The organism is uncultured Henriciella sp. (assembly GCF_964005855.1).
In the GTDB taxonomy this organism is placed as follows: domain Bacteria; phylum Pseudomonadota; class Alphaproteobacteria; order Caulobacterales; family Hyphomonadaceae; genus Henriciella.
On the sequence record NZ_CAXFSW010000002.1, the window covers coordinates 201,130 to 214,141 of the forward strand.

Below are 13,012 nucleotides of genomic sequence, written 5' to 3' on the forward strand. Positions count from 1 at the left end.
GTGTCTCAGGCCTCGTCTGGCCGCCATGCGGACACTTAGTGTCCGCGGCTATCCTTTCAAAACCTCTACCATGGTATCGCCGAGACGCGCAGGGCTCGGTGACACCTTGATGCCAGCAGATTCCATCGCCTCGATCTTGGACGGGGCATCGCCCTTGCCGCCCGAAACAATGGCACCGGCATGGCCCATGGTACGGCCCGGAGGCGCCGTGCGGCCAGCGATGAAGCCGACCATCGGCTTCTTGCGGCCCTTCTTGGCCTCATCCTTCAGGAATTGTGCAGCTTCTTCCTCGGCAGAGCCGCCGATCTCACCGATCATGATGATCGACTTGGTCTCGTCATCGGCGAGGAAAAGCTCCAGCACGTCGATGAAGTTGGTGCCGTTGACGGGGTCGCCGCCAATGCCGACAGCGGTCGTCTGGCCAAGACCGGCCTGGCTGGTCTGGAACACGGCCTCATAGGTCAGCGTGCCCGAACGCGACACGACGCCGACAGAGCCCTTCTTGAAGATCTTGCCCGGCATGATGCCGATCTTGCACTGCTCAGGGGTCAGCACGCCCGGGCAGTTCGGCCCGATCAGGCGCGAATTGGATTTTTCGAGCTTTGCCTTCACGCGGACCATGTCCATGACCGGCACACCTTCGGTGATACAGGTGATCAGTTCGATCCCCGCATCGATGGCTTCCTCGATGGCCGCTGCCGCGCCGGCTGGCGGGACATAGATGACCGAAGCATTGGCGCCGGTGGCTTCCTTGGCCTCACCCGCCGTCGCATAGATCGGCAGCTCGGTCCCGTTATCGGCGGTCCATTTCTGGCCAGCCTTCTTCGGGTGCGTCCCGGCGACCATCTTGGTGCCGTAATATTCGAGCGCCTGATTGGTGTGGAACGAGCCGGTATTGCCGGTCAGGCCCTGCACGATGACTTTGGTATTGGAGTCGATAAGGATGGACATTCAGTGCTTCCTACTTCGTAGCGTTTAGCGCCGGCTCTACCGGCTTTGTTTTGTTGAGGGAGAGGTTGAGCACCTCCCCCCGATTGGCCCTCATGGCATAGATGGTGACCACCGACCCGTCCTGGGTCACGCCGCTCCAGCGGCCCAGACCCACAGAGTCGCCGTCCTTCTCATAGGTGTCGACCTTGCCCATCATGCCTTCGATGCCGTCAAGGCCCGCAATATCCACGCGGGCGATGTCATTGGCGCCGTAGCCGGTGACGCTACAGGTCATTCCGTCCACGTGAGGAAAGTCCATCGGCATGAGCTGGAGCATGAGCGGCATGTCGGCCGTCATCTCCTTCTCCGCCACCGCGCCGCCAAAGGCCGCCATCTCCTCAGGGGAGGTCCCGTCAGGGATCTCCCATCCCAGCGCGGTGAAAACCACGCCCGGATCGCGCGCTTCCAGCACGAGGGAAGAACAGACATTGACGAAATCCACGAGGACGGGTGAAGCCCCTTCCGGGGCCGAAATCCCGCCCTCCAGCGTCGGGGTAAGCTTGCCGTCGCCGCCAGCGCTCTCGCAGGCGGCCAGCAAGACGGCCGTAAGACAGATGAGAGAAGAACGAACCATCGGGCCGGATTACCCCTTGACCGCGTCGGTGATCTTCTTGGCCGCGTCGTCGAGATCGTCGGCCGGGATCACGTTGAGGCCCGAATTCTTGATGATGGCCTTGCCCTCATCGACATTCGTACCTTCCAGGCGGACGACCAGCGGCACGCCAAGATTGGTTTCCTTGACCGCTGCGATCACGCCTTCGGCGATGACGTCACATTTCATGATGCCGCCGAAGATGTTCACCAGGATACCCTTCACATTCGGGTCCTTCATGATGATCTTGAACGCGGCTGCGACCTTCTCCTTGTTGGCGCCGCCGCCAACGTCACAGAAGTTCGCCGGCTCTTCGCCATAGAGCTTGATGATGTCCATCGTCGCCATGGCGAGGCCCGCGCCGTTGACCATGCAGCCAATCGTGCCGTCGAGCGCGATATAGGCGAGGTCCCATTCAGACGCCTCGATTTCCTTTTCGTCTTCCTCGGTCTTGTCGCGCAGTTCCACGATGTCCGGGTGACGGAAGAGGGCGTTGGTGTCGAAGCTGACCTTGGCGTCGAGAACGCGCAGATGGCCATTTTCCATGACGATGAGCGGGTTGATCTCCAGCATCGACATGTCCTTCTCCGTGAACGCCTTGTAGAGCGTCGGGAAGAGTTTCATGCCGTCCTTGCGCGCGTCGCCTTCCAGCTTCAGCGCATCGCACAGCTTCTCGCTGTCCTTGTCGGTGACACCGGCCATCGGGTCGATCGGCAGGGTCAGGATCTTTTCCGGCGTGGAATGGGCGACTTCCTCGATGTCCATGCCGCCTTCGGTCGAGGCGACGAAAGCCGGCTTGCCGGTGGCGCGGTCGATGAGGACAGAGAGGTAAAGCTCACGGTCGATGTCAGCGCCATCCTCAATGTAGAGGCGGTTGACCTGCTTGCCGTCCTTGTTGGTCTGCGCGGTGACGAGGTGGTTGCCGAACATCGCCTTGGCGTGCTCGACGGCCTCTTCCTTGGAGAAGGCGAGGCGAACGCCGCCCTTCTCACCTGCAGCCGGCTCCACAAACTTGCCCTTGCCGCGGCCACCCGCATGGATCTGGCTTTTCACGACCCAGAGCGGTCCGGGCAGCTGGTCGACCGCCTTTTCCACATCGTCGATCGAAAGCACGGGCGCGCCGTCAGCAACGGGCGCACCATAGGTCTTCAGCACGGCCTTGGCCTGGTATTCATGGATGTTCATGGGGAAATTCAGCCTCTTGTATATCGTCGGCGGGACGGGGACGCGCGAGACGCCACCCGCTCAGAAACTCGTGGCCTTATAACACTGACATTCCATGGCGCAACCAGATGGGTTCGCATGGTGGACCCAAAGCGCCGCTAATCCGTTCGCGGGTCAATTTCGCCCGTATTTGCCGTACTCGGAAGAGTAATCATCCACGGTTCCTGCGCATCCTTGGGCACGTCTTGCCGGCGCGTGCGACGATACATCATGGAAACCGTCAGCACGATCGACAGAATTGCAGCCAGAAGGAACAGTCCGCCCTCTGTAAACGGCACCCGGAAGGCATAGCCAGACAGCGGCGGCCCGATCACGGACCCGGCGGCCCAGACGAAAAGCAGCCCTGACATGACGCGTGAGATCTGCGCCGTATCCGAGCGGTCAATCGCATGCGCGACACCGATGCCATAGAAGGAGAGCGAACCCAGCCCCCAGACGCCGAGCGCAATCACGATCCAGTTTTCGGGAAGCCCCGGAAAGAGACCCAGCACCAGCGCCGCGGCCGCGGAAATTCCGCCCATGACAGCGATCACGACACGCCGGTCGATATGGTCGGAGATCCGCCCCGCCGGCCACTGGCTGATCAGCCCGCCGGTCCAGCAGGCCGCCGCCGCCACGGCGGCAGCGCCTGTCGAGCCGCCCGGGACATCGGGCAGCGCCACACCGGCATAGAGCGGCAGAAGGGCCAGCGTCCCACTATTGATGAGGCCGGCCAGAAACACCGCGATCACGGCAGAGGGCGCAATCTCGAACAGGCGCCGGAAGGCCAGCGGCTCGACGCTCGGCGCCGGCGGCTCACCGCGCCGCGTCAGGCAGACCGGCAGCAGCGACAGCGTGAGGAAGATGGCCGCCCAGAGATACGGCCTGAAATCGACCGGCGCGAGACCGGCCACAAAGAACGGCCCGACCACCAGAGCGACCTTGGCGATGAGATGATAGAAGCCGCTGACACTGCCCCGGTTCTTCATCGAGACGGTGGCACCCAGCCAGGCTTCGATACTGGAGAACATCCACGCAAAGGCCGCCCCCTGCAGGATCCGCACAACCGTCCAGCTCCACGGGTCGAGCGCCAGCTGCATGACCAGAACACTCGCCCCGCAGGTTGCTGCGGCGGCCGAAAAGACGCGGATATTACCGAACAGGATCACCGCATTGGTCGCGGTATAGGCGCCGACCATGAAGCCCAGCGCATAAGCGGCCGCAATCGCCCCGATCAGGCCGGGACTGACCCCGAGAGTCTCAAGGCCGAGCGGCGTCACAACACCGAGTATCCCGCCGCCGAGCTGAAGAAAGGCCGCGGCAGCAATCAGCGCCCAGACGTTCCGATAATCGCTCATTGGCAGGCTGGGCTCCTTTAGCCCCTGTTCAGGTCAGTCTTGATGTTTGCCGGGCTTATTTCACGCCAATATCGTCAAACGCAATCACGTTTTCCCGTACAGTTTCACCTTCGCTGTTCTTCAGTAGCAAGGAAAGCTGGCGCCCCTGCCAGTCGATCTCGACCTCGCCATAATTCTCCGGCGGAAAGGGCGCGCCAACCTGACGGGGGTCCATCTCAGGGCTTTCCTCGGCAAAGGCGACGTTCAGCGAGGAGGCGGTCAGCTCATTGGCCTCATAGGGCAGCACGCCCTGCTCCTCATAGATGAAGCCGGTGTGGCGGTCGCCGCTCAGGAAGACGACACCGCCCGCGTCGCTCTCGCGGACCAGCTCGAACAGGCGCTCCCGCTCGGCAGGCAGCTTGTCCCAAGACTCCCAGCCATGCACCGTCGGCATCACCTGTACGGAAGAGACGATGAAACGAAGCTCCGCCTCATCCTGAAGACGGTTCTGCAGCCAGGTCCACTGCGCGCTGCCCAGCATGTCCTGATAGCTGCCCTCCGGCGCGGGCATATAGCGCTCCTTGCCCTCGGCGCCATAGTCATCGGTCGGTGTCAGATCGGAGCGGAAAAAGCGGGTATCCAGCACGATGACCTGCACGCGCTGGCCTTCCGGCCCGAAGGTGCGCTCATAGTAGGTGCCCGGATACTGGCCGACTTCATCATCGACAAGACCCCAGAAGGTCTCGTGGATCAGTTCGGCATACTGTTTGAACGGAAAATCCCTGCCGCCATCATTGGTGCCATAATCATGGTCGTCCCAGGCCACCATCATCGGAAATTTCGCGCGCACCGCCTGGAATTCCGGCCGGGTGGCCAGCTCCTCAAAGCTCTCACGCAGCTCGTCCAGCTCCGGCTGGTTGTTGGCATAGTCGCGCCCGTCGCGGTCGCCATAGACATTGTCGCCGATCATCAGGAATAGATCGGCATCCTCTCTGGCCAGCTGCGCCAGTGTGGGGCTGTCCAGCTCCTCATCATTGCAGGAGGCCAGCAGGATGCTCGTCAGCGTCTCGTTCAGCGGCAGAGAAACACCGGCTGGCGCCTGCGGCAGGGTCGTTGGGTCTATCGTGTCATAATACCGGTTCAGGGCCTCCACTGCCGATTGCGGCGGTCCCTCAAAGATCGACGGCAGGGACGGCGCCCCACCCTGCGAGGCACAGGAAACAAGCCCGAAGGCTCCAAATACGGCCAGAGACCTCAGATGCATGAACAGACCCTCTCACTTAACAAAGACGCAATGCTGTTATGCAGAACGCCGCTGTATAGATAAAGGTCCGCTCGCCTAGAGGGCGAAGAAGATGTGCCACATCATGCGGCCCGGCAGCAGGGTGAAAAGCCCGGCAACCAGCATCCCGCCGACAAACAGATTGGTCATTTCCTTGCGATGCTTCTTCACATCGCGCCGCTTGACCGCCGCGATGGCGACCGGCAGGCCGATCAGCGTCCAGGCCGACAGGGCGTGGATCGGGCTCCAGAAATTCTCAAACAGCGTCATGATGAAAAAGGATGAGCCGGCCGTCAGCGCCATACAGATGACCCAGGCCCAGCCGAAAATGCGGTGCAGGCGCAGGCCCTTGCGCGCCATCATCAGATAGACACCGATCGCCAGTGTGGTGAGCGCGGCGGCGACATGGATCTGGATCGCAATGCCGGACTCGATCAGTGGCTGCAGATCGAAGCGAAAGCGGGGGACCGACCCCGCATCGATCAGGGTCAGCGCGCTCACACCGGCATAGACAGGCAGGGCGATGGCAAATGTCCATTGCGTCCGCGAGAACTTTGGCAGGCGGGGGAGGAAACGCGGGCGGATAACTGTGTCTGTGAGGCTCATTGTCGGCTCCTTGTCTTCTGTCAGACCGGCGCCGGGCATCTGCTCGCCCGTGCGCCTTGACGACAGAGATCGCCCGCCCCGCCCCGGCCTGCGAGCTGGACTACGCGAGAGGTCTGGAATCCTTCGCGAAATGCAGCCAATGTCATTCACGAAGCGCGAATGGAGAGGGGCCCACAGCTTGCGCAGCGCCATCGACTGGAAGAAACGCAGCCGGGAAGCGCTGATCCTGATGGGGATTTCGCTCTTCCTTGCCTTTGTCCGCCCCTATGGCAGCAACGCCAATGCGCCCTTCCTCCTCAATTTCGGCGTCTGGCTGCTCCTGATCGGGTCGGGCACGCTCGTCGGGGAACTGACGGTGCATGTCTTCTACCGCCTGAGACCGAACGGCCCTGACTGGCTGATGGTTATCATCACCTCGCTTGTCACTGCCGTCGGCGTGACCGGCGTCATCTACGGTCTCGAATTCCTCTCCGGGGGATACATTGTGGTCGGGGACGGGCCGGTCCACATCATCTATTTCTATGTCCTCGTCATCGCGACGGCCATGACGCTGATCGGCTATACGGTCAGCCGCGCCTTCAACCTCGCCGGCCCGGACTTTGCCCAGGCCGCAGATGAAGGCGATGCGGTGAGCGATTTCCTCAAACGCCTGCCGGTGCGCTTTCACACCGCTGACCTCTGGGCCGTTTCCTCTGAGGACCATTATTGCCGCGTCCACACTTCGCTCGGCAGTGAGCTCATCCTGATGCGGCTCAGCGATGCGGACCGCGAACTTGCCAGCGCAGACGGCCTGCGCGTTCACCGCTCATGGTGGGTGGCGCGCAAGGGCGTCGCGCGCGCCGAACGCGGCGATGGCCGGATCCGGCTTTACCTTCATTCCGGTGAGGACGTGCCCGTCTCCCGCTCCTATCAGGCCGCGGTCAAGGATGCGGGCTTCACCGGCTGAAGGCGCCGGTGTCTCCCGAAAACCACGCTGTGACGGGCAAATCCGTCCATACCTGCCCGGCATGGAACATATGCCCCCGCCACGCATACTGCTGTCAGGATCGCGCCCCTATCTGGCGCCCCAGCAAGACAGGCCGCATGGGGCGGCGCATTCGCACAAAGTGGGTCACATGACCCAGGGCATCTCAAAAACCGCCATCATCGCCATGCTCGGCGTCATCGCAGCCCTCACACTGGTCATGGCCTTCACCCCATCCGGCTCAATCTATCAGGGCTGAACGGCCGCCCTCATGATGAGAGGGTAGACCAGCCACCCCCTAGGCTCCAATTCTCGTAATCGCATCGGCGTCGGCAGACCCCGCCCATTCGCGCACAGCCTGCCCCTCCACAACCAGATCCGGCGCAATCTCCGCCAGCGGCACCAGCACGAAGGCCCGCTCCGTCATCCTCGGATGCGGCAGGGTCAGCCGCTCGCTTGTCAGCGCGACACCCTCCATCCACAGCACATCGATATCGATCAGGCGCGGCCCCCAGCGCACACCCGGCTCACGCCCCAGCGCCACTTCCAGATCCTTGCAAGCTGCCAGCAGGTCCAGCGGCGCAAAATCCGTCTCCACCCGCGCGCAGGCATTTATGAAATCAGGCTGGTCCTCGACCCCCCAGGGCGGCGTTGCATAGAGCGAGGAGCGCGCCGTCACCGACAAGCGATCCATCGCGTCGAGCGCCTCCATCGCCCGGCCGATCATCCCGGCGCTGTCGCCAAGGTTCGACCCGAAGGCGAGGGCGGCCTGCCGCAGCTCAGTCACGGCTGAGTTCGATCTCCACCCCGACATGGTCGAGGAAATGCCGGATCGGCGCGTTCGGCTTGCGGATACGCACCCGCACGCGCGAGACCAGCGGAAAGGTCTCCATCACGCCCTGCCCGATCCGTTCGGCCAGCGTCTCGATCAGATTGAACGGTCCGCTGGCAGAGATCTCATGCGCAAGATCGCAGACTTTGCCATAGTCGACCGCATCCTTCATCGTGTCGGAAGGGGCTTCCTGCCGCGCGACGAGGCATTCGATATCGGCATAGAATTTCTGGCCGAGCCTCTGCTCTTCCGCGATGAGGCCGTGAAAGCCGTGAATGCCGAGGTTTTCGACGAAGACCCGTTCAGTGCGCCGCATTGTCGATTGTCTCCCATAGGTCGAGCGCGGCCCGGTGAGCGGCCACATCATGGACGCGCAGCATATGCGCCCCCCGGCGTACCGAGTCGAGACCAACAGCCACAGACGCAGTGTCGCGCTCTGCCGCCGTCTCGATCCCAAGCCGCTTGCCGATAAATGATTTGCGCGACACGCCGATCAGCACAGGCAGACCAAGGCCAACAAGATCGCCCGCCGCTGCCAGCACCTGAAAGTTCTGCTCATACGTCTTCGCGAACCCGACACCCGGATCGAGGATCACATGATCGCGCTTCAGGCCCTCGGCCTCGCAACGGTGCACGGCCTCCTCAAAGAAGCGCAGCATGTCACGGCCCGCATCCAGCGCCTCATCCTTCACCCCTCGATGATAGGTCAGCACATAGGCCGCGCCCGCATCTGCCGCGGCGCCCGCAATCTCCGGGTCCGACATCGCCGTCACATCATTGACGATCACCGCCCCGGCCTCGCACGCCGCCCGGGCAACACCCGACTTGTAGGTGTCGATCGAGACAGGCACCCGGCCCGGCGCGGCCAGTGCCTCCACCACCGCCACAGTGCGCGAAAGCTCATCGGCTTCGCTGACAGGGGTCGCCCCCGGCCGCGTCGACTCCCCGCCCACATCGAGAATGTCCGCCCCGGCCGCCACCATCGCATCGGCATGCGCGAGCGCCGCGCCCGCCTCATCGAACCGGCCGCCATCGGAAAAACTGTCCGGCGTCACATTGAGGATCCCCATGATCAGCGTGCGCCGCCGCGCCTCGGCCAGCAGCGTATCGCGCAGGCGGGTCCGGTCTGCGCGCGCCAGACTCACGGCTTCGGCCCGCCCGGCATGACCGGCCGGTCGCGAAAGCCGCCCATGGACAGCACCCGGTCATACATGACCAGTGCGCCGGCAAGGCTCACATTGATACAGAACCGCGTCGGGATCTTCACCACATGGTCACAGCGCGCCAGCATCTCTGGCGACAGATCCCCCCGCTCGCGGCCGAGAACATAGGCTGCCGATTTCGGATGGCGGAACTCCGGCAGCTCAATCGCATCCTCGGTGAGCTCGATGCCCACCATCTGACAGCCCTTGGGCAGCGCGATATCGCCAATCGCATCCCACTGATAATAGGGCACGCTCTCGAACGTCTTCGATGTGTCCGCCTTATAGGCAACTTTCAGCCGGTCTGCCGCGGCGACCGAGAACACAAAACTCGCCCCGAACGCATTGGCCGTGCGCATCAGCGCGCCAAGGTTCATCGGCTTGGAAATGCCTTCGGCCCCGATGGCGAAATAGCCCCGCATCGTCTCTCTACCCTTCTGCCCCGGCGGTGACCCGCCAGCCAATCAGCACCGCCAGGAAGAGCACGCCCGTCACCGCCGTCGCGCGCCGCGCAAGCCTGATATGGCCGATGGCGCGCGGATATTCGGCGCGCAGCCAGCTCGCCGCCTCGCCGACCGTATCGCCCTCTTCCAGCCCGGTCCCGGCCACCGCATGCACCACGGCAAAGCGCGCCGTGCCGTCTTCCAGCTCATCGAATTTCGCCCGCGCCGCCCGGCGCAGGACCAGACCCGTCATCAGCCGCATCTGCAGCGCCAGCGCAAAGGCGAAGGCCACCAGCACCCCGGCAATGAAAAAGCCCAGCGTCTGCCCGCTCATCGCCCCATCACCTCATCGTCGCCACATCGAAGCGGCCCGCGCTCGTCACGACGCCGCGCTTCATGGTCTCGGCGTTGAACACGACCTCGACATGGCCGAGCACATCGAGACAGATCATGCCGCCATCCCCGCCCAGGATAGCGAGGTCCTCAAGCGAACCCTCGGCGGCCTGTTTCAGGCTCTGCTTGCCATAGCGCACGCGCGAGGAGACATCGGCGGCCGCATTGGTGCGCAGGAAATACTCCCCCTGCCCCGTACAGCACACCGCGACGCGCTCATCCGCCCAGAGGCCCGCGCCGATTATCGGCGTATCGCCCACCCGGCCCGGCGTCTTGCCCAGCAGCCCGCCGGTCGAGGTCGCAGACGCCAGCCGCCCCTCAGTGTCCAGCGCAATCGCGCCAACCGTGCCATGCGCCAGCTCGCCCTTCTTCACCGGGCGGCTCACCGCGGGGGTGTAATAGGCTTTCGGATTATGCACCCGCTCCAGCTTGTGCTCGCGCGCGATCCGTGCCGCGCCCTTGCCGACGATCAGCACATGCGGCGTCTTCTCCATGACGAGGCGCGCCGCCGTCACCGGCGATTTGTAGCCGCGCAGCGAGGCAACCGCCCCGGCATTGCGCTTGCGCCCGTCCATGATGGCGGCGTCCAGCTCCCACTGGCCGATGGCATTGGGCGATGAGCCGCGCCCGGCAATGTGATGGCCGCACTCTTCCAGCGCGATCACCAGCGTGTGCACCACGTCCAGCGCCGCCTCCCCGCGTGCCAGGCGCGCTTCGCCCTCGCGCAAGAGTTCCGCCATATGCTGCTCTGCCGCCGCATGGTCGCGCTTGCGCAGCGGTCCGGCTCCACCATGAAGGGCAAGCGCCCAGCTCTTTGCCATCTCGTCAGTGCTCCAGAAATCGCGTTCAGCTTTTTCGCCGCGTCACGCTTCACAGCGCGCGGTGCCACGGATACGTTCGGCCCGTCAATTACAAGTCCCAGAGGCGACTGCCAAGGGACACAGCAAGAGGAACACGTCCATGAAAGCCATTCTCTCAAAGAGCCCAGGTAAACCCGACTCCCTCGTCCTGGAGGACGTGCCCGCCCTTGAGCCCGGCAAGGGCGAGGTCATTGTCGACGTGAAAGCCGTCGGCGTGAACTATCCCGACGTCCTCATCATCCAGGACATGTACCAGTTCAAACCCGAACGCCCCTTCTCTCCGGGCGGCGAGCTTTCGGGCGTCATCAAGGCGGTTGGCGAAGGCGTCACCAAGGTCAAGGTCGGCGACCGCGTCATGGGCTCCATCGGCTGGGGCGGCATGGCCGAAGAAGCCAAGGTGGACGAAGCCCGCGTGCGCCCCTTCCCGGACTCCATGTCCTTTGAAGAGGCCGCCGCCCTCCTCATGACCTATGGCACCTCCTATTACGCGCTGAAGGATCGCGGCCAGTGCAAGAAGGGCGAGACGCTCCTCGTCCTCGGCGCCGCCGGCGGTGTCGGCCTTGCCGCCGTCGAGCTTGGCGCGGCCATGGGGATGGAAGTCATCGCCGCCGCCTCAAGCCAGGACAAGGTAGACCTTGCCATTGAGAAAGGCGCAAAGCACGGACTCGTCTATGATCGCGGCCCCCTCGACAAGTCCCAGCAGAAAGCCCTCTCCGACAAGATCAAGGAACTTGGCGGCGGCGGCGTGGACGTCATCTATGACGGCGTCGGCGGCGACTATGCGGAACCGGCGCTCCGCGCCATGAACTGGGACGGCCGCTTCCTCGTCATCGGTTTCCCGGCCGGCATCCCGAAAATGCCGCTCAACCTCACCCTGCTCAAATCCTGCAACATTATCGGTGTATTCTGGGGCGCCGCGGTCGCCCGCGACCCGAAGGCGAATGAGCAGAACATCAAGGAAATCTTCGAGCTTTACGAAGCCGGCAAGATCAAACCCCACGTTTCCAACACCTATCCCCTCGAAAAGGCCGCCGACGCCATCACTGAACTGATGGAAAGAAAGGCTAAAGGGAAGGTCGTCGTGACGATCTAGCTTTATGCTCCTTCAGCTGACGGGGCGGATTTCTCGTCAGCTGAAGGAGCTATAGATAGAATATCTCGAACTATGAGATACGTGTAAACGACATACCTATCTGCTTCTTGTCTGCTCGAAATTTCGGCGTGGGACCCTTTTTGCGAAGCCTTAAAAATGGAGTCCAATCGCTCGCCAATATACTTCAGATGAGAGCCAACAATCTCAGTAAACCGGTCTGAATTAGAATTGTCTTCCACAAAGCACATCAACCGGTTCACATAATTATCGGGCCCTAATTTGATTGTCTTGCCGTTTCGCAATTGCTCGCCTGAACTTGGAAAGAGAACATCGGCGATAGATTGCAATATGCGTCGACAAGAGTGCACAGCGTTGGCCCAATTCTCGGCATTCTCGCTGGCCAAATTTTCGTAAATCGAAGAAAATTTGGTTACTGTTTCCGGCACTCGAATAGCTAATTGGTCATCAGCTTCGGCACGAATACGATCAAACGCGTTGCTCGCTATTGAGGAGTATTTCAACTCAACGAGTTTCTCGAGCGCGTAGCTATAGATACGACTTCTGCACCCGCTAAGCGCTATTGCCATAGTGCTTATGGCGGCTTTTTCCTTCTCGCGCTCGCGGTTGTTTGACATGCCTCCGTATACAAACTGCTGAGGATTGGCAGAGGATACGTGGGAGGGTGCGTCTACTGCGGCAGCCAATCGCAATTTCGCGGCTTCCAGTTGCGCTTCCATCGCTTCAATCGAGAGAGTTTTCATTTTCTCGAGAATTTTATCTTTCTCTTTCTGCTGACTTACCCGTCCTGCTTTGCGTCCTAGTTCAAAGATTTCTTGAGGGACACCTTGCGGAGTCGTCGGATAACCACCCGCTTCGTACTGAAAAATTTTTCTGGACTCATCATCGTTTAGTAAACGAGCGAGGCGGCTAGCCTTTAAGGCTGCGTGACTTAATGGGATCCGGCTAAGTTCTATATCTGTAACCAATTCGTCCGCGAGAATGAGTGCGTCTCTCAAGTTAGCAGAGCCAATATTCCTAGATTCCGGCGGCACAGATGAATCCATTGAAATAATCCCTTGTCATTACTTGGTTGCTTAGCACGATTCTACGCAAGTAAGGTTTTGACATCGCCCAATGGCGGGACCCCGCCATTGGGCCACAGCCAGCCAAAGCCCGGTCTGTTTCAGGCGGTCAAGGCTGCCGAAGGCACGGCGT

The 13,012-nt window shown here is 62.0% G+C and carries 15 protein-coding genes; 2 read left to right on the top strand and 13 right to left on the bottom strand.

Annotated features, from left to right (window positions below):
- Positions 1–48: 48 nt before the first annotated feature.
- From sucD to ABNU55_RS04100, 6 genes are all read right to left on the bottom strand, one after another.
- A complete protein-coding gene (gene sucD, locus ABNU55_RS04075) occupies positions 49–951 on the bottom strand; it encodes a succinate--CoA ligase subunit alpha (protein ID WP_290754923.1) in 903 nt (300 codons plus the stop codon).
- Positions 952–961: 10 nt separating this feature from the next.
- Positions 962–1,564 (bottom strand): hypothetical protein, encoded by a 603-nt coding sequence (locus ABNU55_RS04080; RefSeq protein ID WP_290754921.1) that lies wholly within the window; start codon positions 1,562–1,564, stop codon positions 962–964.
- A 9-nt stretch (positions 1,565–1,573) separates the two neighbouring features.
- A complete protein-coding gene (gene sucC / locus ABNU55_RS04085; protein ID WP_290754920.1) occupies positions 1,574–2,767 on the bottom strand; it encodes an ADP-forming succinate--CoA ligase subunit beta in 1,194 nt (397 codons plus the stop codon).
- A 137-nt stretch (positions 2,768–2,904) separates the two neighbouring features.
- Positions 2,905–4,143, bottom strand: a complete 1,239-nt coding sequence (locus tag ABNU55_RS04090; protein WP_290759629.1) for an MFS transporter — start codon at positions 4,141–4,143, stop codon at positions 2,905–2,907.
- 55 nt (positions 4,144–4,198) lie between these two features.
- The gene (locus ABNU55_RS04095) at positions 4,199–5,386 is read right to left on the bottom strand and encodes an alkaline phosphatase D family protein (RefSeq protein WP_290755129.1); all 1,188 of its coding nucleotides are present in this window, start codon (positions 5,384–5,386) and stop codon (positions 4,199–4,201) included.
- A 75-nt stretch (positions 5,387–5,461) separates the two neighbouring features.
- Positions 5,462–6,010: a DUF2306 domain-containing protein gene (locus ABNU55_RS04100; RefSeq protein ID WP_290755131.1), complete on the bottom strand. Its 549-nt coding sequence runs from the start codon at positions 6,008–6,010 to the stop codon at positions 5,462–5,464.
- Between the two features lie 139 nt (positions 6,011–6,149).
- Between ABNU55_RS04100 and ABNU55_RS04105 the strand changes: the two genes are divergently transcribed.
- On the top strand, positions 6,150–6,956 hold the full coding sequence (locus tag ABNU55_RS04105; protein ID WP_290759623.1) for a LytTR family DNA-binding domain-containing protein: 807 nt from the start codon (positions 6,150–6,152) through the stop codon (positions 6,954–6,956).
- 316 nt (positions 6,957–7,272) lie between these two features.
- Here ABNU55_RS04105 and folK read toward each other — a convergent pair whose 3' ends face one another.
- Genes folK through ABNU55_RS04135 form a run of 6 tightly spaced genes read right to left on the bottom strand, consistent with a single transcriptional unit; the run spans position 7,273 to position 10,665 of the window.
- The gene (gene folK / locus ABNU55_RS04110; protein WP_290755134.1) at positions 7,273–7,761 is read right to left on the bottom strand and encodes a 2-amino-4-hydroxy-6-hydroxymethyldihydropteridine diphosphokinase; all 489 of its coding nucleotides are present in this window, start codon (positions 7,759–7,761) and stop codon (positions 7,273–7,275) included.
- Complete coding sequence (folB, locus tag ABNU55_RS04115) at positions 7,754–8,122, bottom strand: dihydroneopterin aldolase (protein WP_290755136.1); 369 nt, start codon at positions 8,120–8,122, stop codon at positions 7,754–7,756. Before folB ends, folK begins: the two co-directional genes overlap by 8 nt.
- The gene (gene folP, locus ABNU55_RS04120; protein WP_348764237.1) at positions 8,109–8,951 is read right to left on the bottom strand and encodes a dihydropteroate synthase; all 843 of its coding nucleotides are present in this window, start codon (positions 8,949–8,951) and stop codon (positions 8,109–8,111) included. Before folP ends, folB begins: the two co-directional genes overlap by 14 nt.
- Entirely contained in the window at positions 8,948–9,430 is a 483-nt protein-coding gene (locus tag ABNU55_RS04125; protein WP_290755148.1) for an RNA methyltransferase, read from the bottom strand. Before ABNU55_RS04125 ends, folP begins: the two co-directional genes overlap by 4 nt.
- A gap of 7 nt (positions 9,431–9,437) precedes the next feature.
- On the bottom strand, positions 9,438–9,785 hold the full coding sequence (locus ABNU55_RS04130; protein ID WP_290755151.1) for a hypothetical protein: 348 nt from the start codon (positions 9,783–9,785) through the stop codon (positions 9,438–9,440).
- Between the two features lie 7 nt (positions 9,786–9,792).
- On the bottom strand, positions 9,793–10,665 hold the full coding sequence (locus ABNU55_RS04135; RefSeq protein WP_290755153.1) for an isoaspartyl peptidase/L-asparaginase: 873 nt from the start codon (positions 10,663–10,665) through the stop codon (positions 9,793–9,795).
- Positions 10,666–10,804: 139 nt separating this feature from the next.
- Here ABNU55_RS04135 and ABNU55_RS04140 point away from each other — a divergent pair, with 139 nt between their 5' ends.
- A complete protein-coding gene (locus ABNU55_RS04140; RefSeq protein ID WP_290755156.1) occupies positions 10,805–11,797 on the top strand; it encodes an NADPH:quinone oxidoreductase family protein in 993 nt (330 codons plus the stop codon).
- 2 nt (positions 11,798–11,799) lie between these two features.
- Here ABNU55_RS04140 and ABNU55_RS04145 read toward each other — a convergent pair whose 3' ends face one another.
- The gene (locus ABNU55_RS04145) at positions 11,800–12,861 is read right to left on the bottom strand and encodes a hypothetical protein (protein WP_290755159.1); all 1,062 of its coding nucleotides are present in this window, start codon (positions 12,859–12,861) and stop codon (positions 11,800–11,802) included.
- Positions 12,862–13,012: the final 151 nt, after the last annotated feature.